General features: G+C 65.8%; 20 protein-coding genes. 9 read left to right on the top strand and 11 right to left on the bottom strand.

Going from position 1 to position 20,417, the window contains the following annotated elements; all coding sequences use genetic code 11:
* The first annotated feature begins 100 nt into the window (after positions 1–100).
* Together P2869_RS03875 and P2869_RS03870 are read left to right on the top strand one after the other, a co-directional pair.
* On the top strand, positions 101–559 hold the full coding sequence (locus tag P2869_RS03875; RefSeq protein WP_277597521.1) for an EVE domain-containing protein: 459 nt from the start codon (positions 101–103) through the stop codon (positions 557–559).
* 237 nt (positions 560–796) lie between these two features.
* A complete protein-coding gene (locus P2869_RS03870) occupies positions 797–1,525 on the top strand; it encodes an SIMPL domain-containing protein (RefSeq protein ID WP_277597520.1) in 729 nt (242 codons plus the stop codon).
* 98 nt (positions 1,526–1,623) lie between these two features.
* On the opposite strand, the gene lgt is transcribed toward P2869_RS03870, so the two are convergent.
* Both lgt and P2869_RS03860 read right to left on the bottom strand, forming a co-directional pair.
* Positions 1,624–2,529: a prolipoprotein diacylglyceryl transferase gene (gene lgt / locus P2869_RS03865; protein WP_277597519.1), complete on the bottom strand. Its 906-nt coding sequence runs from the start codon at positions 2,527–2,529 to the stop codon at positions 1,624–1,626.
* Positions 2,530–2,666: 137 nt separating this feature from the next.
* Positions 2,667–3,617: a LysR family transcriptional regulator gene (locus P2869_RS03860; protein ID WP_277598049.1), complete on the bottom strand. Its 951-nt coding sequence runs from the start codon at positions 3,615–3,617 to the stop codon at positions 2,667–2,669.
* A gap of 144 nt (positions 3,618–3,761) precedes the next feature.
* On the opposite strand from P2869_RS03860, the gene ilvD reads away from it, so the two are divergent.
* Complete coding sequence (ilvD, locus tag P2869_RS03855) at positions 3,762–5,435, top strand: dihydroxy-acid dehydratase (protein ID WP_277597518.1); 1,674 nt, start codon at positions 3,762–3,764, stop codon at positions 5,433–5,435.
* A 187-nt stretch (positions 5,436–5,622) separates the two neighbouring features.
* Entirely contained in the window at positions 5,623–5,967 is a 345-nt protein-coding gene (locus P2869_RS03850; protein WP_017773155.1) for a c-type cytochrome, read from the top strand.
* A 132-nt stretch (positions 5,968–6,099) separates the two neighbouring features.
* On the opposite strand, the gene P2869_RS03845 is transcribed toward P2869_RS03850, so the two are convergent.
* From P2869_RS03845 to P2869_RS03835, 3 genes are all read right to left on the bottom strand, one after another.
* A complete protein-coding gene (locus P2869_RS03845; protein ID WP_277597517.1) occupies positions 6,100–6,645 on the bottom strand; it encodes a DUF2486 family protein in 546 nt (181 codons plus the stop codon).
* Between the two features lie 87 nt (positions 6,646–6,732).
* Positions 6,733–7,149 carry a DNA polymerase III subunit chi gene (locus P2869_RS03840; protein ID WP_277597516.1) on the bottom strand — a complete coding sequence of 139 codons (417 nt, stop codon included), beginning with the start codon at positions 7,147–7,149 and terminating at the stop codon, positions 6,733–6,735.
* Positions 7,150–7,219: 70 nt separating this feature from the next.
* Positions 7,220–8,731, bottom strand: coding sequence for a leucyl aminopeptidase (locus tag P2869_RS03835; RefSeq protein ID WP_026121117.1), 1,512 nt, complete (start codon positions 8,729–8,731; stop codon positions 7,220–7,222).
* Between the two features lie 134 nt (positions 8,732–8,865).
* Between P2869_RS03835 and lptF the strand changes: the two genes are divergently transcribed.
* The 3 genes from lptF (at position 8,866) to P2869_RS03820 (ending at position 11,596) form a co-directional block, all read left to right on the top strand.
* Complete coding sequence (lptF, locus tag P2869_RS03830) at positions 8,866–9,972, top strand: LPS export ABC transporter permease LptF (RefSeq protein WP_199543425.1); 1,107 nt, start codon at positions 8,866–8,868, stop codon at positions 9,970–9,972.
* Positions 9,973–9,975: 3 nt separating this feature from the next.
* Positions 9,976–11,124, top strand: a complete 1,149-nt coding sequence (lptG, locus tag P2869_RS03825) for an LPS export ABC transporter permease LptG (RefSeq protein ID WP_017773150.1) — start codon at positions 9,976–9,978, stop codon at positions 11,122–11,124.
* Between the two features lie 76 nt (positions 11,125–11,200).
* Positions 11,201–11,596 (top strand): CbiX/SirB N-terminal domain-containing protein, encoded by a 396-nt coding sequence (locus P2869_RS03820; RefSeq protein WP_277597515.1) that lies wholly within the window; start codon positions 11,201–11,203, stop codon positions 11,594–11,596.
* 3 nt (positions 11,597–11,599) lie between these two features.
* On the opposite strand, the gene cobA is transcribed toward P2869_RS03820, so the two are convergent.
* The 6 genes from cobA to P2869_RS03790 form a co-directional block, all read right to left on the bottom strand.
* On the bottom strand, positions 11,600–12,391 hold the full coding sequence (cobA, locus tag P2869_RS03815; RefSeq protein ID WP_114809466.1) for a uroporphyrinogen-III C-methyltransferase: 792 nt from the start codon (positions 12,389–12,391) through the stop codon (positions 11,600–11,602).
* A gap of 80 nt (positions 12,392–12,471) precedes the next feature.
* Positions 12,472–13,791, bottom strand: a complete 1,320-nt coding sequence (locus P2869_RS03810; RefSeq protein ID WP_017773147.1) for a GTP-binding protein — start codon at positions 13,789–13,791, stop codon at positions 12,472–12,474.
* 19 nt (positions 13,792–13,810) lie between these two features.
* A complete protein-coding gene (gene cysD, locus P2869_RS03805) occupies positions 13,811–14,773 on the bottom strand; it encodes a sulfate adenylyltransferase subunit CysD (RefSeq protein WP_026121116.1) in 963 nt (320 codons plus the stop codon).
* A 78-nt stretch (positions 14,774–14,851) separates the two neighbouring features.
* Positions 14,852–15,631, bottom strand: coding sequence for a phosphoadenylyl-sulfate reductase (locus P2869_RS03800; protein WP_277597514.1), 780 nt, complete (start codon positions 15,629–15,631; stop codon positions 14,852–14,854).
* Entirely contained in the window at positions 15,628–16,179 is a 552-nt protein-coding gene (locus tag P2869_RS03795; RefSeq protein WP_199543414.1) for a DUF934 domain-containing protein, read from the bottom strand. Before P2869_RS03795 ends, P2869_RS03800 begins: the two co-directional genes overlap by 4 nt.
* 31 nt (positions 16,180–16,210) lie before the next feature.
* Positions 16,211–17,890: a nitrite/sulfite reductase gene (locus P2869_RS03790; protein WP_277597513.1), complete on the bottom strand. Its 1,680-nt coding sequence runs from the start codon at positions 17,888–17,890 to the stop codon at positions 16,211–16,213.
* 230 nt (positions 17,891–18,120) lie between these two features.
* Between P2869_RS03790 and P2869_RS03785 the strand changes: the two genes are divergently transcribed.
* Together P2869_RS03785 and P2869_RS03780 are read left to right on the top strand one after the other, a co-directional pair.
* On the top strand, positions 18,121–19,062 hold the full coding sequence (locus P2869_RS03785) for a CysB family HTH-type transcriptional regulator (protein WP_017773142.1): 942 nt from the start codon (positions 18,121–18,123) through the stop codon (positions 19,060–19,062).
* Positions 19,063–19,208: 146 nt separating this feature from the next.
* Entirely contained in the window at positions 19,209–20,387 is a 1,179-nt protein-coding gene (locus P2869_RS03780) for an ABC transporter substrate-binding protein (RefSeq protein WP_017773141.1), read from the top strand.
* Positions 20,388–20,417 lie beyond the last annotated feature (30 nt).

Below are 20,417 nucleotides of genomic sequence, written 5' to 3'. Positions count from 1 at the left end.
GAGAGTCCGGTGCCGTTTTACTTTGCGGGCTGCTGTCTTGCCGTTCCTTTGCTGTGCAGCCGCCCTCCCCAACGCTCACTTTCGACGTTCACTTCGACTCATGCGCTACTGGCTGATGAAGTCCGAACCGGACGAAGCAAGCATCGACGACCTCGCCAAAGCACCCAGGCACACGCTGCCCTGGACCGGCGTTCGCAACTATCAGGCACGCAACTTCATGCGCGACACGATGCGCATCGGCGACGGCGTGCTGTTCTATCACTCGAGCTGCCCGGAGCCCGGCATCGCGGGGCTCGCCGAGGTGTCGTCCACGGCCTACCCGGACCCAACCCAGTTCGACGCGAAGAGCCCCTACTTCGACCCGAAGTCGAGCCAGGAAGAACCGCGCTGGCTGCTCGTCGACGTGGTGTTCAAGAAGAAGGTGCCGCTGATTCCCCTCGCCGCACTGCGCGAGCACCCAGAGCTTGCCGACATGCGCGTGCTCGCGAAAGGCAACCGGCTCTCCATCACGCCCGTCACCGAAGCCGAGTGGCGCTTCATCACGAAGCACCTCATATAACGCGAACCCGCGGGCCGTGCAGCGAAGCGTCGTGCCGCTCAGGTTCACGACTGTTCGCCGCAATCGTCGAGACGGGGAACCACGCGCACATGATGCAAGCCTAACGGCCACGCAAGCGCCATGCCACGCGTGGGGCGCGGCGGATGTGTATCTGCCGCCGACCTTGCCGCACCGTTGCGCGCTTGCGCCGCGCACGCATTCGAAGGTGCGAAGAACCCGTTCAGAAGGAGTCAAAAAATGACCAGAAAGACTGCGCTTGCCTTGGCGATCACACTCGCCACGGCCGCGCCGCTTGGCCTCTCGCTCGTCCCTTCGGCCGCCTGGGCGCAAAGCGACGCGCGTTATCAGCCTGCGGGCGTGCTCTCGCTTTCTGCGCAGGCGAGTGCCGAAGTACCGCAGGACGTCGTCGAAATCACGATGTTCTACGAGCAGGAAGCGAGCGACCCCGCCTCGCTCACGACCACGCTGAACCAGCACGCAGACCGCGCGCTTCAGCAGGCCAAGGGCACATCCGGCGTAACCGCGCGCTCGGGTCAGTTCTCGATCTATCCGTCCACGGACCGCGACGGCCACATCTCGGCCTGGCGCGGTCGCACGGAGATCGTGCTGGAGTCGCGTGACTTCGCGGCAGCCTCGCGTCTCGCCGGCCAACTCGCGTCCGGCATGCAGGTGGGCAACGTGCAGTTTTCGCTTTCGCCGGAAGCGCGCCGCGCCGCCGAACAGAAACTCTCGGGCGAAGCCATTGCGTCGTTCCGCGACCAGGCGTCGTCGGCCGCGCGCGCGTTCGGCTATGGCAGCTACTCGATTCGCGAGGTCAACGTCGGGTACGGTGGCATTCAGCCGCGGCCCGTCATGATGATGGCCGCACGCTCCATGGCAGCGGATGCGAAGGCCGCGCCGATGCCGCTCGAAGGCGGCACGTCCACTGTGACAGTCAATGTCTCGGGTTCAGTGCAGATGAAGTAACGTTGCGCCGTTCACCGCATCGACGTGACGGCGCGAAAGCCGGTGGGCCGAAGGGGCTGAACCTGAAGCCGCTTCGGCCCACCTGAATCCAACCCGGCTCAACTCGCCTCGGCCGGCCGCGCCGCTTCGCGGCCATGCCGGCGATAAGCCCACACCATCATCGCGCAGCCCACGAGAATCATGGGCAGCGAAAGCCATTGGCCCATCGAAAAGCCCAAGGCAAGCAGGCCAAGGAAGTCGTCAGGTTCGCGCGCGAACTCCACCGTGAAGCGCGCAAGGCCATAACCGATCAGGAACAGCGCCGACACGGCGCCGAGCGGTCGCGGCTTGCGCGAAAACAGGATGATCACGAAGAAGAGCGTGATGCCTTCGAGCGCAATCTCGTAGAGCTCCGACGGATGCCGCGGCAGCATGTGGTATTGCGCGAACACGTCGGCCAGGTGCCACTGGGCCGCCTGCTGCGGATGCGTGGCGAGCCACTGCGCGTCGTCGTTGGAAGCGCCCGGGAACATCATGGCCCACGGCGCGGACGGGTCCGTCACGCGGCCCCACAGCTCCCCGTTGATGAAGTTGCCAAGCCGGCCTGCCGCGAGCCCCGTGGGCACCATCGGCGCGATGAAGTCGGTCACCTGGAGCCAGTGGCGCTTGCGCTGCCACGCGAACAGCACCATGGCAAAGGTCACGCCGAGAAAACCGCCGTGAAACGACATGCCGCCTTCCCACACCTTGAAGATGTCGAGCGGATGCGCGAAGTACCAGCTCGCCTTATAGAACAGCACGTAGCCGAGGCGGCCGCCCAGGATCGTGCCGAGCACGCCGTAGAACAGCATGTCGTCGATGTCCTTCGCGGTCCAGCCTTGCGCCGCCACGTACGGCAGCCGCAGCCGCAGGCGGCCCACGACGATTGCCGCAATGAACGCGACGAGATACATGAGGCCATACCAGCGCACCGCCAGCGGGCCGAGGTGAATGGCTACAGGGTCGAAATTCGGGTGGATCAGCATCGTGGAGTCGGTTTCCCGCGATCGGTGTGAATGTCAGGTAAAGGGTAAAGGGCAACAGCAGACGAAAGCGTGGGCGGCAGCGTGCGGGTTCGACCCGCATCGCGCGACATTGTTCGCCGTCGCGCAACGCGCTTCGCTCAGCTCAGCGGCCCCGCCGTGGCCGCATGGGCGCGCACGATATCGATGAAGCCGGCCAGCACCGGGCTCACCTGCGCCGTGCGCCACACCAGCCCCGTTTCGATGGCCGGCACCGCCTCGCGCAAGGGCCGGTAGACCACGCCCGTGCGCCGCAGATTACGCAGCGATTGCGGCACCAGTGCGACGCCCATGCCGGCCGACACGAGGCTGACGATGGTCTGCATCTGAATGGCCTCCTGGCCGATGCGAGGCGTCAGACCGGCCGCGCCGTAGCAATCCATAATGATGTCATAAAAGCCTGGCGCCAAACGCCTTGGGAAGACCACGAGCGGCGCGTCGGCAAGATCCGCGAGGCTCACGGGCGTGTCGCACCAGTCGTCGGCAGCGGGACCGCCCGCGCGTACCGAAACCTCCGTTGGCATCGCGATCACGAGCGGCTCGCGCGCGATCGGCAGATACGAAAGCTGCGCGACATGGCGCGGCGGCAGCGGCGCGATCACGAGACCGGCGTCGATGCGTCCCGCTACCAGTTCCTCGACCTGCACGTCGCTCGTCGCCTCGGCGAGCTGCAGCCGCACGCGCGGATAGCGTGTGCCGAAGTCGCGCAGCAGAAGCGGCAGCAGCCCGTAGTCCGCGGTAGAAACGAACGCCAGCGAAAGCACCCCGGCCTCGCCGCGCGCAAGGCTCTGGGCAAGCGGCCGCAGACCGTCGGCGGCGGCGAGCAGCCGACGGACCTCAGGCAAAAGGTCCGCGCCCACCGGGGTGAGTTCCACGGTGCGGCGCGTGCGGGCAAAAAGCTCCACGCCAAGCGTCTCCTCCAGCGCGCGAATAGCCTGGGAAAGCGGCGGCTGCGTCATGGAAAGCCGCGCTGCGGCGCGGCCGAAGTGCTTTTCCTCGGCCACGGCCACGAAGTAGCGCAACTGACGAAGATCGGGTGTTGTCGAGAGCATCGATTGATATGTTTTGCGACCTAATATGCCATCAATAATATATTGGACATTCGATTCGCGAAACTGCATGCTTCTCGCCACATGCCGGTGACAGGGCGCCCAAGCCCGCCCGGCGTCGCATAACAGCATCCTACGGAGCTCCCCATGTCGTACAACCGCCGTTCGAAGAACATCACCCAGGGCGTCGCGCGCTCGCCGAACCGCTCGATGTACTACGCCATCGGCTACGAGAAGGCCGACTTCGACAAGCCGATGATCGGCATCGCCAACGGCCACTCCACCATCACGCCGTGCAACGCGGGTCTGCAAAAGCTCACCGACGCGGCCGTGGCCGCCGTGAAGGGCGCGGACGCCAATCCGCAGACCTTCGGCACGCCCACCATTTCGGACGGCATGTCGATGGGCACCGAAGGCATGAAGTACTCGCTCGTGTCACGCGAAGTGATCTCGGACTGCATCGAGACCTGCGTGCAGGGCCAGTGGATGGACGGCGTAGTCGTGATCGGCGGCTGCGACAAGAACATGCCGGGCGGCATGATGGCGCTCGCCCGCATGAACGTGCCGGGCATCTACGTGTACGGCGGCACGATTCGCCCCGGCCACTGGAAGGGCAAGGACCTGACCATCGTGTCGGCCTTCGAGGCCGTCGGCGAATTCACGGCGGGCCGCATGTCCGAAGAGGACTTCGAAGGCGTGGAGCGCAACGCATGCCCCACCACCGGCTCGTGCGGCGGCATGTACACGGCCAACACGATGAGTTCGTCGTTCGAAGCACTCGGCATGTCGCTGCTCTATTCGTCGACGATGGCGAACCCGGACCAGGAAAAGGTCGACTCCGCCGCCGAATCGGCGCGCGTGCTCGTTGAAGCCGTGAGGCGCGATCTGAAGCCGCGCGACATCATCACGAAGCAATCGATCGAAAACGCGGTCTCGGTGATCATGGCCACGGGCGGCTCGACCAACGCCGTGCTGCACTACCTCGCGATCTCGCATGCGGCCGAAGTGGAATGGACCATCGACGACTTCGAGCGCATCCGCCGCCGCGTGCCCGTGATCTGCGACCTGAAGCCGTCGGGCCAATACGTGGCCACCGACCTGCACCAGGCCGGCGGCATTCCGCAGGTCATGAAGATCCTGCTCGACGCGGGTCTCCTGCATGGCGACTGCATCACCATCACGGGCAAGACGCTCGCCGAAGAACTGAAGGACGTGCCCTCCGTGCCGCGCGCGGACCAGAAGGTGATCTACCCGATCGACAAGGCGCTCTACAAGGAAGGTCACCTCGCCATCCTGAAGGGCAACCTCGCGGAAGACGGCGCCGTGGCCAAGATCACGGGCCTGAAGAATCCGGTCATCACGGGCCCGGCACGCGTGTTCGACGACGAGCAAAGCGCGCTGCAGGCGATTCTCGACGACAAGATCAAGGCGGGCGACGTGGTCGTGCTGCGCTACCTCGGCCCGCAAGGCGGTCCGGGCATGCCCGAAATGCTCGCGCCGACCTCGGCCATCATCGGCAAGGGGCTGGGCGAATCCGTGGGTCTCATCACGGACGGCCGTTTCTCGGGCGGCACCTGGGGCATAGTGGTGGGTCACGTCGCGCCGGAAGCCTTCGTGGGCGGCACGATCGCGCTCGTCCAGGAAGGCGATTCGATCACCATCGACGCGCACCAGCTGCTGCTGCAACTGAACATCGACGACGCCGAACTGGCGCGCCGCCGCGCGGCCTGGACGCAGCCGGCGCCGCGCTATACGCGTGGCGTGCTCGCGAAGTACGCAGCGCTCGCGCGTCCGGCCAACAAGGGCGCGGTGACGGGCTAACGCAGGCCTGGCACCGGGGCCTCGCTCGCACAGCACCAGCGAGCGGCCCCGGAACGCCGGCCCGCCGCCACGACTGCGGCAGGCACAGCACAGGCAATACACGAAGGGGCGCCCGGGGAAACCGGGCGCCCCTTTGCTCTTATAATGCGACCACCACAGTCGGGCGATCGTCCCGGCGGAGACCATAATGAAACGAGAGTCGCATGCAGTAGCCGCACTGGCCGCTGCGCTGGCGGGCCTGTTCGTGGCGCCGGGCGCGGTGTTCGGGGAACAGGTCGCGTCGCAGGGTCTTGCACTTGCGCAGCAGCAGAACTGCACGAGTTGCCACGCCATGACGCGGCCTTTCATGGGGCCCGCGCTCCACGATATCGCCTTGAAATACGCGTCGCGCAGCGACGCGGCCACCTACCTCGCCCACAAGATCACCGACGGCAGCAGCGGCGTATGGGGCCGCGTGCCGATGCCGGCAAACACGCAGCTCACGCCGGACCAGGCCGTGACGCTCGCCAACTGGATCCTTTCCTTGAAGTAAGCGCGGGGTGCCCGTGAGCGGGCCCTGCAGCCGCTGAGTCAGCCGATGAGTCAGCCGATGAGTCAGCCGTTGAATCAGAGCTGCTGAGTCAAAGCCGCTGAGTCGGCCCATAAGCTGGCCGATCAATCCGCCTCAGTGCCGAACGGGCGGATCGGCTGGGGCCGGTTGCTGCGCGCGTTCCTCGCGCACCTCCTCCACCGCTTCTTTCACCCAGCCTGTGATCTCGGTTTCGAGCGCCAGCGCGACTTCACGCACCACCGTGCCCACGAGCCAGTTCGCGTGCTCCTGCATCGCCTCGCGGCAGCGCGCCTCGATGAGGCCGCGCCCCTCGCCGGTCAGATAGTCCATGCAGCGCCCCCGCAGCCGCTCGACCAGCGCATGTTCCGTGCTTTCGTCGGGCTGCGCGCTTGGGGGTCCGGCTACGGGTTCGTCTAACCGCTCACTCAGGACCGGAACGTCGCCGAGCGACGGTTCCATGAAGCGCGGCTCGACGGCGTCGTTGGGATGCGTGGTGAAGCCGCTCATCGCCGATGGCTCTAGCGGTTCGTCCACGACTGCGGCAGGTGTGAGCCCTTCGGGCCGGGGATGCGACGGCGGCGTGGCCCGTGCGTGGTCCGGCTTGCCCGGCACGACAACGTCGTCGAGCATCGGAATCGAAGTGTCGTCATGGTTGGACACGATCACCCTCCTTCGCTGTAGCTGGCGGCAAACAAAGCCGCGCACGATGCATGCCGGCGCGCAAAGCCCGGCATGCACGTGCCGCGCTCAGCCTTCCTGCCGATAGTTGTTCAGCGCATAGCCGCGATCGCGGTAGAAGCGATATCGCTCGCGCCCCGCGGTCAGATCCTCGGGCGCGTTGCCCACTACTTCGAGCAGCCGCTCGAAGCGTGCGAACTGCGGCGGCACGTCGGCCCCCAGGTTCACCAGCACCTGATGGTGCGGCGCGCCTTCCAGGTCCGAGGCGAGCACGACCGGCGTTTCGGCGGCCAGCGCGCTCTGCGCCATGCAATGCGGTACGAACTCGAGCGGCGCGAAGGTCCAGAGCTGCCCGTCGAGAGCACGCAGCCGCGTCGGGTCGGCCAGCACGACCGTCGAGTGGCCGGCCTGATACACCTTGCGCAGCAGCCGGCACGCATACAGCAGCGCATCGCCCACGTTCGTATGAAAGTCGATTCGCGTCATCGCATTCCTCGCTCGCACGCGGCGGCTGGGCGGCAGAGCGCGCCACACGCCGCGTGCAATACCACGCCGATCACTGCGCCGCGCGGTCGATCAGGAACTGCGTGAGCAGCGGCACGGGGCGACCCGTCGCGCCCTTGGCGGCGCCGCTCTTCCAGGCCACGCCGGCGATGTCGAGGTGCGCCCACGAGTACGCCTGCGTGAAGCGCGACAGGAAGCACGCCGCCGTCACGCTGCCCGCGGGACGGCCGCCGATGTTGGCGACGTCCGCGAAGTTCGACTTCAGCTGGTCCTGGTATTCGTCGTCGAGCGGCATGCGCCAGGCCGGATCGTCGGCTTCGCGCGACGCGTCGAGCAGTTCGCCCGCGAGCGCATCGTCCTTCGAGAAGAGGCCCGCGTTGTGATGGCCGAGCGCGATGATGCAGGCGCCCGTGAGCGTGGCGACGTCCACCACGGCGGCGGGCTTGAAGCGCTCCGCGTAGGTGAGCGCGTCGCACAGAATGAGACGGCCTTCGGCGTCGGTATTGAGCACTTCGATCGTCGTGCCCGACATGCTCGTCACGATATCGCCCGGCTTCGTCGCGTTGCCGGCAGGCATGTTCTCGCAGGTCGGAACGAGCGCGACCACGTTCAGCTTCAGGCCCATTTCGGCAACCGCGCGCATCGTGCCGAGCACCGAGCCCGCGCCGCACATGTCGTACTTCATCTCGTCCATGGCCTCGCCCGGCTTGAGCGAGATGCCGCCCGTGTCGAACGTGATGCCCTTGCCCACCAGCACCACCGGCGCCTCTTTCGCGCCCGCGCCCTGATACTGGAGCACGATGAACTGCGGCGGCTCGACCGAGCCTCGCGTAACCGAGAGGAACGAGCCCATCTTGAGGGCTTCGATCTGCTTCTGGCCGAGCACCTCGACCTTGAGCTTCCAGTCCTTCGCGAGCTTCTTCGCGACGTTGCCGAGATAGGTCGGCGTACAGACGTTGCCCGGCAGGTTGCCGAGGTCGCGCGTGAGGTCCATGCCGTTGGCGAGCGCAACGCCTTGCTTCGCAGCCACCTTCGCCGCTTTCTCGTCGGCGGCGTCCACCGAGAACACGATGCGCTTGAGTGCGCGCGGCGTCGTGTCCGGCTTGCTCTTCATCTGCGTGAAGCGGTACGTTTCGCTGCGCAGCGCGAGGAGCGCGGCACGCACGGCCCAGTCCGACGAACGCTCCTTGACGGGCAATTGCGGCAGCGTGAACGTGACCTGCACGATCTTCGTACCGAGGATGGCGCGCCACGCCGCCTTGACCGCTTCGCCGTAAGCCTTCTGCGTGAACGCATCCTGTTTGCCAAGGCCGACCAGCAACACGCGGGAGGCGCCGATGCCCTGCACTTCGTGCAGGAACAGCGTGCTGCCCGCCTTGCCTTCCATGTCGCCGGCCTTGACGATGCGCGTGATGAGCCCCTTGGTCGCTTCGTCGATGGCGAGCGCGGCGCCCGAAAGACTTTGCGACTCGAACACGCCGATCACGACGCAGTCCGATTTTCCGGTCAGGAACCCGCTCTGGGCCCCTTTGCTCCAATCACAGGCTTTTATGCTAAAGTCCATCGCGCTTGTCCTCGGATAAAATCTGGGCTTAGGATGAAAGCCGCAATTATCCGCTATTTTTCCCGCGGCGGCTGCCAAGGTCTAGCGCACGACGCGCGGCCTCGTGCCAGAACCTCCCGCTCTTCTCATCAAGAATGATCTTCGAACGCTCCCTCCAGCGCGAACTTGCGTACACGGCTGGCGCCGTGTTCATGGTGCTGCTCACGATCATGCTCACGACGATGATGATCCGCATCGTCGGCTTCGCGGCATCGGGCGAAATCGACCCGCGCGACGTGCTGGTGCTGATCGGGCTCACCGTGATCGGCTATCTCGCCGTCATGCTCGTCGTGACGCTGTTCGTGTCGATCCTGTTCGTGCTCACGCGCTGGTACAAAGACTCCGAGATGGTGGTGTGGCTCGCCTCGGGCGTGAGTCTCACGCGCCTCATCAAACCGGTGGGCACCTTCGCCACGCCCATCATCATCCTCATCGTGTTCTTCGCGTTCGTGGGCTGGCCCTGGTCGAACCAGCAGAGCAAGCTGATCCGCCAGCGCTTTCAGCAGCGCGACGAAGTTTCGCTGCTCGCGCCGGGCCAGTTCCGCGAATCGGCCACCACGCACCGCGTGTTCTTCATCGAGAAGATGACGCCGGACCAGAGCAAGGTGGAAAACGTGTTCGTGACGAGCACGGAGAACGGCAAGGTCAACGTGATCGTGTCGAAGTACGGCCACACGGAAACGCAGAAGAACGGCGACCGCTTCGTCGTGCTCGACAACGGCCGCCGCTACGACGGCGAACCGGGGCACCCGGACTTTCGCATCATGGAGTTCGAGCGCTACGGCGTGAAGATCCAGAGCCAGCCCGTGGTCTCGACGCCCACCACCACGGGTACCTCGACGCTCGATCTGCTGCGCAAGCCCACGCGCGACAACCTCGCGGAAATCGCGTGGCGCGCGGGCCTGCCGCTCATCGCCATCAACCTGATGCTGCTCGCCATTCCGCTCGCCTACCAGAATCCGCGCCGCGGCCGCACCATCAATCTCGTGATGGCCGTGCTCATTTACCTGACCTACTCGAATCTGCTCAACGTCGTGCAATCGTGGATCGAGCAGGGCAAGGTCTCGTTCGGCGTCGGCCTTGTCGCGCTGCACGTCGTGGTCGCCGCGCTCGTGGTGTTCATCTTCTGGCTGCGGGTGCGCAATCGCCCGTTGATCTCGCGTGCCATGTTCAGCCGCGCGAGCCGCGCGCAGGGAGCCTGATCCATGCGCATCTACGAGCGGTATTTCGCGCGCCAGGTCTACCTGACGTTTGTCTTCATCCTGTTCGCGTTTTCGGGTCTGTTCTTCTTTTTCGACCTCATCAACGAACTGAACTCGGTCGGACACGGCAACTACAAGTTCGGCTACGCGGTGCTGCGCGTTGCGCTGCAAACGCCGTCGCGCTTCTACGAGATCATTCCGGTGGCGGCGCTGATCAGCTCGATCTACGTGTTCGCGCAGATGGCCGCGAATTCGGAATACACGATCTTCCGCGTCTCGGGTCTCGCAACCGGTCAGGCGCTGCGCTCGCTGTTGAAGATCGGCATTCCGATCGTGCTCATCACGTATCTGATCGGCGAAGTGGTGGGCCCTTACACCGACCAACTGTCCGAACGCGTGCGGCTCGAAGCGCTGGGCTCCGCGGTGTCGACCAACTTCGAGTCGGGCGTGTGGGTCAAAGACACGCTTTCGGCGCGCGCCGACGGCGAGCAGGTCACGCGCTTCGTGAACGTGGGCGAACTCAAGCCCGACGCCACTATCAGCAACGTACGCATCTACGAATTCGACTCGAAGTTCCGGCTCTCGAACGTGCGGATCGCGAAGAGCGGCGTGTACCAGCCGCCCGGCCACTGGAAACTGACCGACGTGACCGACACGCAACTCGTGGACGTCGCGTCGCCCAGCGGCCAGAGCAAGGACGCGCTCAACCCGGTATATCGCGCGCAGCAGATCACGCTGCCCGAATACTCGCTGCGCTCGGAGCTCACGCCGCAGATTCTCTCGGTGCTGCTCGTCGCGCCAGACCGCATGTCGATGTTCAACCTGTTCCGCTACATCCAGCATCTGACCGAGAACCATCAGGACACGCAGCGCTACGAAATCGCGCTGTGGAAAAAGCTGCTCTACCCGTTCGCGGTATTCGTGATGCTGGTGCTTTCCATGCCGTTCGCGTATCTGCACACGCGCGCGGGCGTGGTGGGCATGAAGGTGTTCGGCGGCATCATGCTCGGCATGAGCTTCCAGCTCTTCAATACGCTGTTCTCGCACATCGGTACGCTGAACACGTGGCCCGCACCGATCACGGCCGCCACACCGGGGCTGATCTATCTCGCCCTCGGTCTGTTCGGGCTGAAGTGGGTGGATCGGCACTGACGTCGCATCGTCATCCCGCCGCCGCTGTACCGCGGCGGTACGACGAACGCCTTAGCTTTCCTCGGGAGTCCCTGCCATGAGCGCACACGGCATCGTTCTATTCGGCCACGGGGCACGCGATGCCCGCTGGGCCGAGCCGTTCGAGCGGCTCGCGGCGCGGCTCGCCGCTGCGCACAGCGCGGCGGGGCCGGTGAGTCTCGCGTTTCTGGAATTGATGTCGCCGGACCTGCCCGCCGCCGTGGCGGCACAGGTGGCCGCGGGATGCAGCGAAGTAACGGTCGTGCCGGTGTTTTTCGGCCAGGGCGGCCATGTGAGGCGGGATCTGCCTGCCATCATCGAGCAGTGCCGGGCGGCGCACCCGGGCGTGGTGATTCGCAGCGTGGGCGCGGTGGGTGAAGACGACGCCGTGCTGGACGCGATCGTGCGCTATTGCCTCGCGGTCACGAACGCGCCCACAGACGGCGCCGACTGAGCATCACGCCGCAAAGCGCATGCGGCCCTTGCTGCCGCCTTCGCTGCCGTCGTCGTCCCCTTCTTTTTCCACCGATGGCAACAACGCCGCACGCTCGGCGAACGCTTCGCCGATCATCAGCAGACTGGGTTGCAGCGGATCGAGCCATGCCTGCGCTTCGCCCGCGGCAAGCCGCTCGAGCGTGAGCGTGAGGGTGCGCTCGCGTGCCGTGCTGCACGCTTCCACGATGGCCACGGGCGTATCGGCTGCGCGGCCCGCATCGATCAGCTCACGCGCGATGTCCGGCCCGCTGTCGCGGCCCATATAGAAGACGAGCGAATCCGCGTTGACCTGCTCGCGGATCGCCTCCGTATCCGGCGCACGGCTGTGCGTGGCGAGCGCCACGCTGCGCGCCACGCCACGCAGCGTCAGCGGACGCCGCAACGCCGCCGCCGATGCCAGCGCCGCGGTAATGCCCGGCACGATCTCGTACTCGATGCCGGCCGCGTCCAGCGCGCGCATTTCCTCGTCGGCGCGGCCGAACAGCATGGGGTCGCCGCCCTTGAGACGCACCACCACGGCGTGCTCGCGTGCCGCGTCGACAATCTGCTTGTTGATGAAGTGCTGGGCCGTGGAGCGCTGGCCGCAGCGCTTGCCCACCGCGATCTTGTGCGCCTGCGGTGCGTAGTCGAGCATGGCCGGCTCGACGAGCGCGTCGTGCAGCACCACGTCCGCCGTGCCCAGAAGCCGCGCCCCGCGCACCGTAATGAGATCTGCCGCACCCGGCCCTGCACCAATCAAGTACACCTTACCCATGTTTTCCTTCAGCTCCGTCTGACCGTGTTCGGTGGCGCGCCGCGCGTCGTCCAGACCGCCGCGCGCCCCGTCATTTTCACTCAGGCAGAAAACGCACGGATCATGCCAGCGGCCACGGTGTGATGCGTCGCTTCGTCGATCAGCACAAATGCGCCCGTGCCCGGATGCGCGTCGTAGGTATCGCAGACGATCGGCTTTTGCAGCGTGAGCGCCACGCGGCCGATGTCGTTCATCGCGAGATCGGCGCGGTCGGTGGCGTGCGAGAGCGTATGCACGTCCAGCACCTGCTTCACGGCGCCGATGCGCGCGAACACGGTGCTCGTGGTCTGCTTGAGCAGGTACTTGCGCTGCGGCGAGAGCGGCTCTTCGTCGAACCAGCAGAGGTCCGCTTCGAGCTTCTTCGCCGGCGTGGGCGCATCGGTGCGCAGCACGAAGGTGTCGCCGCGCGAGACGTCCACGTCTTCGCCAAGCCGAATCGTGACGGTCTGGCCCGCGAACGCGCGCTCCACCGCCGCCGTGCCGCCAGGCACCGGCGCGATGATCTCGGCCACAGTGGCCTCGCGGCCGGCCGGCAGCACGACGATCGTATCGCCCACCTTCACCTCGCCGGCTTCCACGCGGCCCATGTAGCCACGGAAGTCGTCGGCGCTGCTGCCGTCCTGACGCGCCACCCACTGCACCGGGAAACGCAGGGCATCGCCCGTAGCCTGTTCCACCGGCAGCGCTTCCAGCACGTCGAGCAGCGGCTCGCCCGCGTACCACGGCATGCGTTCGCTCGCGGTTACGATGTTGTCGCCCTTGAGCGCCGAGACCGGCACGAAGCGCACGTCGACAAGACCCAGTTGGCGCGCGAGCGCCACGTAGGCGTCGCGGATTTCGTTGAAGCGCGCTTCGCTGAAGTCCACGAGGTCCATCTTGTTGATCGCGACGATCACGTGCTGCAGACCGAGCAGCTTCACGATGGCGCTGTGGCGCTTCGTTTGCGGCAGCAGTTGCGCGTCGCCGTTTTCGAACGTGACGCGCGTGGCGTCGATCAGGATGATGGCCGCGTGCGCCGTGGACGCACCCGTCACCATGTTGCGCGTGTACTGCTCGTGGCCCGGCGTGTCCGCGATGATGAACTTGCGCTTGGCGGTGGCGAAGTAGCGGTACGCGACGTCGATCGTGATGCCCTGCTCGCGCTCGGCTTCGAGGCCGTCGGTCAACAGCGAGAGGTCGATCTCGTCGCCCACAGTGCGCTTGTTCTTCGCGCGCGAAAGCGCGGAAAGCTGGTCCGACAGCACGGCCTTGCTGTCGTACAGCAGACGGCCGATCAGCGTGCTCTTGCCGTCGTCGACGCTGCCTGCCGTGATGAAACGCAGCACGCCGAGGTCTTCAGGCTGGTGAATTGCGGTGCTCATTGCTTCGTCCTCGTGTGCTTCAGAAATAACCTTGCTTCTTGCGCTGTTCCATCGCGGCTTCGGAGGTCTGGTCGTCCATCCGCGTCGCGCCCCGTTCGGTGATCTCGGTCACCGCCGTCTCGGCAATGATCTTCTCGACGTTGTCGGCATCGCTTTCCACGGGGCACGTGCAGCTGATGTCGCCCACGGTGCGAAAACGCACGAGCGCCGTCTCGCTCGTTTCGCCCTCGCGCATCGGCGTGAGCGGCGTGACAGGCACGAGCAGGCCGTTGCGGCGCACGATCTCGCGCTGGTGCGCGTAGTAGATGGACGGCAGTTCGAGCCCTTCGCGCGCGATGTATTGCCACACGTCGAGTTCGGTCCAGTTCGAGATGGGGAACACGCGCAGGTGTTCGCCGGCATGCAGGCGCGCGTTGTAGAGGCTCCACAGTTCCGGGCGCTGCGCCTTCGGGTCCCACTGGCCGAATTCGTCGCGAAACGAGAAGATGCGCTCCTTCGCGCGGGCCTTCTCTTCGTCGCGGCGCGCGCCGCCGATCATCGCCGTGAAGCCGTGCGCTTCAATGGTCTCGAGCAGCGTGACGGCCTGCGCCGCGTTGCGCGAATCCGTTTCGCGGCGCAGACGCACCGTGCCGCGGCGAATCGAATCTTCGACGTGGCCCACCACGAGTTGCGCGCCGATTTCCTTCGCGCGGCGGTCGCGGAAGTCGATCACTTCGTCGTAGTTGTGGCCCGTGTCGATGTGCACGAGCGGGAACGGCAGCGAGGTCTGGCGGTTCGCGCCGAGGCCGAACGCCTTCAACGCGAGGTGCAGCACCACGACCGAGTCCTTGCCGCCCGAGAACAGCAGCGCCGGCTTGCTGCACTCGGCAACCAGCTCGCGCAGGATGTGGATCGACTCGGCTTCGAGCCAGTCGAGATGGTCCATGCGGTTCGCCGTATTCGGAATCGGTGCGGCAACAGCGGAATCGAGCGTCGTGCTCATGTTCGGGTCCTTCGTTCGTTCGCGCCGCGGGCGGTTGGCCCGCAGCACAGGGTCTTCAATCTTTTCGTCGGTCCGGCTTCAGGCAGAAGCGTTCTCGCTCGCCGCCGCAATCGGAATGGTGATGTGCAGGCCGCATTCCTTCGTGTCGCGCGACTCCCACCACCAGCGTCCCGCGCGGCTGTCTTCGCCGGGGCGCACGGCGCGCGTGCACGGCTCGCAGCCGATGCTCGGATAGCCGCGTGCGTGCAGCGGGTTCACCGGCACGTCGAAGGCACGCAGATAAGCCCAGACGTCAGCTTCGGTCCAGTCCGCGAGCGGGTTGTACTTCGCAATATTACGCGCGCCGTCGTGCTCTTCCTCGTGCAGTTCCGCGCGCGTCACCGACTGTTCGCGGCGCTGGCCCGTCACCCAGGCGGAAACGTCCGCCAGCGCGCGGTTGAGCGGCTCCACCTTGCGAATCTCGCAGCAGCGCTTGCGCAGTTCCACGCTCTCGTAGAAGGCGTTGAGTCCGTGCGCGGCCGCGTATTCGTCGACGGCTGCCTGTTGCGGATGGAACTGCTCGATCTCGTAGCCGTAGCGCTCGCGCACGCGATCGATCATGCCCAGCGTTTCCGCATGCAGGCGCCCCGTGTTGAGCGAGAAGATGCCGATCGACACGCCGCGCGAGAGGATGGCGTGCGTGAGCAGCATGTCTTCGGCCGCGAGGCTGCTCGCGAACTTGACGCGCTCGTGGCGCGCGGCGATGGAATCGAGCAGCGCGTCGAGTCGCGCGATCTTCGCGGCCAGTTCGGGTGTCACGGCTTGCGGCGCGGCGCCAGCGGCGTTCGTGACATTAGTGGCGTTAGTTGTGGTGCTCATGCGCCCACCTTGGCCGCCACGGCCGCGGCACCGGCCTCGCGGCGACGGAATAGCGGCAGCGGGGTGTCGACCGCGGACTGGTACTGCACCGTGAACTCCTTGAACGCGTTCAGCGCGTCGTGGATGTCCTTGTCGGCGCGCACCGCGAACGAATCGAAGCCGCAGCGCGAGAGGTAGTTGAGCTGGTCGCGCAGCACGTCGCCGATGGCGCGCAGTTCGCCCTTGTAGCCGTAGCGCTCGCGCAGAAGCCGCGCGATCGAATAGCCGCGGCCGTCGCGAAACACCGGAAAGTCGATGCCAATGAGCGACACGTGTTCGAAGTCGCCGGCGATGTCTGCCGGTTCGCTATCGGGCGCGAGCCACACGCCGAGTTCGGCTGCGGGACGCGCGGCGCTCAGCGCGGCGCGCTCGTTCTTCCACAGCGCGAGCGGCACGAGCACCTTGCCGGCGGGCAGCGCGTCCACGGCGGGCAGCGAGCCGTCTTCGGCGGGGCGCACCACCGTCCAGTTGTCTTCGGCTACCGCGCGGTTTCTGATGATCCAGGCCATTTACTGTCTATCCTCGTTTCGGTGCTGCGCTTTACGCGTGGGCCGGCTGGCGCGACGCGTAGACGCGCTCCTTGAACGGCGCGATGCCGATGCGGTTGTAGGTGTCGATGAAGCGCTCGCCGTCGATGCGGTTGTCGACGAACGTATCGACGATGCTCGACACCACGTCCGGCATTTCGCCGGCCGAGAACGACGGGCCGATCACGCGGCCAAGGCGCGAGCCTTGCGCGCCCATGCCCTGTTCGCCGCCGAGCGACACCTGGTACCACTCGGCGCCGTCCTTGTCGACGCCCAGCACGCCGATGTTGCCGACGTGATGGTGGCCGCACGAATTCATGCACCCCGAGATGTTGAGCGACAGGTCGCCGAGGTCGTGCACGTAGTCGAGGTCGTCGAAGCGCTCCTGGATGGCCTGCGCGATCGGAATCGACTTCGCGTTCGCGAGCGAGCAGAAGTCGCCGCCCGGGCACGCGATGATGTCGGTCAGCAGACCGATGTTCGGCGTGGCGAAGCCCTGGTCTTTCGCGAGGGTCCACAGCTCGAACAGGTCGTGCTTCTTCACGTCCGCGAGAATCAGGTTCTGCTCGTGCGAGACGCGGACCTGGCCGAACGCGTAGCGGTCGGCCCAGTCGGCCACGGCTTCCATCTGCGTGTCCGTGGCGTCGCCCGGCGGCGTGCCGGTGCGCTTGAGCGACAGCGTGACAGCCGCGTAGCCCGGCACGCGGTGCGGGCGCACGTTGCGCTCCACCCAGCGCGCGAAGGCGCGATTTTCGAGCAGATGCTTTTCGTAGGACGCGTCCGTGTCCGCGAGCTTTTCGTAGGCGGGCGGCGCGAAATACTGCGCGACGCGCTCCACTTCTTCGCGCGTGAGCGTGGACGGGCCGTCCTTCAGGTGCTGCCACTCCTCTTCCACCTGCTGCGCGAACTTCGCGGGCGAGAGCGCCTTCACGAGAATCTTGATGCGCGCCTTGTACATGTTGTCGCGGCGGCCGTAGCGGTTGTAGACGCGCAACACGGCTTCGCAGTACGTGAGCAGATGCTGCCAGGGCAGGTCTTCCCTGATGATGGCGCCGACGATCGGCGTGCGGCCCAGACCGCCGCCCGCCAGAATGCTGGCCACCACTTCGCCCGCCTCGTTCTTCTTCAGATAGACGCCCAGGTCGTGGATCTGCACGGCGATGCGGTCTTCCTTCGAGCCGCACACGGCAATCTTGAACTTGCGCGGCAGCCAGGCAAATTCGGGGTGGAACGTGGACCACTGGCGCAGCACTTCGGCCCACGGACGCGGGTCGACGATCTCGTCGGGCGCCACGCCGGCGAACTGGTCGGCCGTGATGTTGCGGATGCAGTTGCCCGAGGTCTGGATGCCGTGCATCTGCACCGAGGCGAGCTTGGCGAGCAGGTCCGGCGTCTCTTCGAGCTTGATCCAGTTGTACTGGATGTTGGTGCGCGTCGAGAAGTGGCCGTAGCCGCGGTCGTGCTCGCGCGCGATGCGTGCCAGCATGCGCAGCTGGTCGCTGCGCAGGTTGCCGTAGGGAATGGCGATGCGGTGCATGTACGCGTGGCGCTGCATGTACAGGCCGTTCTGCAGCCGCAGCGGGCGGAACTCTTCTTCGCTCAATTCGCCCGACAGCCGGCGGCGAACCTGGTCGCGGTACTGCGCGACGCGCTCGTCGACGATGGTCTGGTCGTACTGATCGTATTGGTACATTCGGGGACCCCAGGGTTGCTCAGTTGCCTCAGTTGCACTCAACGCGACGTTCCGGTTACGCCGCGCCCGGATGATGGTGCCTGCCACCGCTGCGAGCCGGCCCACGGCGCCGGCTCATTTGCAAATGACAAAAACAGATATCCATATTGGAAAAGTTTGATAGATCGTAATAAACTGCCCTTAGATTCCAAACGACTTAAAAATTCTTTTGATATGCGGAGAGGTTATAAATGAACCTGCACCAGTTCCGCTTCGTCCGCGAGGCGGTCCGCCAGAACTTCAACCTCACCGAAGCCGCCAAGGCGCTGTATACAAGCCAGCCGGGCGTCTCGAAGGCGATCATCGAGCTGGAGGACGAGCTGGGCGTGGAAATCTTCACGCGCCACGGCAAGCGGGTGCGCTCCCTCACGGAGCCGGGCCGCATCATACTCGCCTCGGTCGAGCGGATCCTGCAGGAAGTGGAGACCCTGAAACGCGTCGGCAAGGACTACGCCGCCCAGGATCAGGGCAACCTGATCATCGCCGCCACCCACACCCAGGCGCGCTACTCGCTGCCGGCCGCTATCGCCGAGTTCAAGCGGCGCTTTCCGAAGGTCCACCTTTCAATTTTGCAAGGCAGCCCCACCCAGGTGGCCGAACTGGTACTGCGCGACCAGGCCGACCTCGCCATCGCGACGGAAGCCATCGCCGGCTACAAGGATCTGGTGTCGCTGCCATGCTTCCAGTGGCATCACGTAGCCGTCATGCCGCCCGACCACCCGCTGCTCGCCCGCAAGTCGCTTTCACTCGACGATCTGGCCCAATTTCCGCTCATCACCTACGACAATGCCTTCGCGGGCCGCTCGCGCATCGACCAGGCGTTCCAGCTGCGCGGGCTGTCGCCGGACATCGTGCTCGAAGCCATCGACGCCGACGTCATCAAGACCTACGTCGAACTGGGGCTCGGCGTGGGCATCATGGCCGACATCGCCTTCAACCCCGAGCGCGACCGCCAGTTGCGCGCCATGCCCGTGGGGCACCTGTTCGGCGGCAACGTAACGCGCGTGGCGCTCAAACAGGGCGCGTACCTGCGCAGCTACGTCTACACGCTCGTGGAACTGCTCTCGCCCAGCCTGAACCGCCGGCTCGTGGAGCAGGCGCTCAAGGGCGAGCACGAAACGTATGAACTATGAGCTTCCGGCTGCGCAGCGCGTTCCCGTAAACTCGCCCGGACATCGCAAGACAGATTCAACGACAACGCAAAAAAAAGCGGCGCCATCGCACTAAAAAGCCTGGACCCGCCGCATCGATAACTTCCAAAACCTGCCTGGAGATCTTCATGACGTCGTTCAAGCCCCTGCGCGCGCTGGCCCGTGCGGCCGCCGTTTCCTGTGTCGCGTCGTTCGCATTGGCCGCGCCGGCCGCACGCGCCGACATCAAGGTCGGCATCGACCTCTCGAGCACCGGCCCGGCCGCTGCCATCGGCATCACGAGCAAGAACGCCATGCTGATGTGGCCGAAGACCATCGCCGGCCAGAACGCGCAGTACATCGTGCTCGACGACGGCTCGGACCCCGGCGCGGCCGTGCGCAACATCCGCAAGCTCATCAACGAAGACCACGTCGACGTGATCGTGGGCCCCAACATCACGCCGGCCGCGCTTGCGGCGCTCGACCCCGTCGCCGAAAGCCAGACGCCGATGATCACGCTGATCGGCTCGGCCTCCGTCGTGGAGCCGCAGGAAGGCAAGCGCGTGTGGGCCTACAAGATGGCGCAGACCGACCGCGCCATGGCTGACGTGATGACGCGCTACATGGCCAACCACAACGTGAAGACGGTGGGCTTCATCGGCTTCGCGGACAGCTACGGCGACAGCTGGCTCAGCGAGTTCACGAAGTTCGCGGAGCTGCGCCACATCCAGGTGGTGGCAACGGAACGCTACAACCGCACGGACGCCAGCGTGACGGGCCAGGTGCTCAAGCTGATGGCGGCCAAGCCCGACGCCGTGCTGATCGCCGGCGCGGGTACGCCGACCGTGCTGCCGCAGCGCACGCTTGTCGAACGCGGCTTCAAGGGACCGATCTATCAGACGCACGGCATCGCCACGCCGGAGTTCATCAAGCTGGGCGGCAAGGACGTGGAAGGCACGCTGTTCCCCACACAGCCCGTGGTGGTGGCGCGCACGCTGCCTGCGGATCATCCGGCGAAGAAGGCGGCGCTTGCGTTCGTGAACGCCTACGAGGCGAAGTACGGCCCGGGCACCGTAACGCAGTTCGCGGGCGACGCGGCGGGCGTCTACCCGCGCCTCGAAGATGCCGTGGCGCGCGCACTGAAAACGGCCCAACCCGGCACCACCGAATTCCGCGTGGCGCTGCGCAACGAACTGGAGCACGCACACGAACTCGTGGTGCCCAACGGCGTGGTGAATACGAGCGCGAAGGACCACGTGGGGCTCGATCAGCGCGCAAGCGTGATGGGCATCGTCCGCGGCGGCAAGTTCGTGTACCTGAGCCAGTAAGCGCGGACCCTCGAAAGCATCCGCCGCCCG

Origin of the sequence: Paraburkholderia sp. SUR17, assembly GCF_029536165.1 — a bacterium.
Taxonomy (GTDB): domain Bacteria; phylum Pseudomonadota; class Gammaproteobacteria; order Burkholderiales; family Burkholderiaceae; genus Paraburkholderia; species Paraburkholderia kururiensis.
The sequence above is the reverse complement of the archived record's forward strand: the minus strand, read 5'-3'. Positions and strand labels throughout refer to the sequence as shown.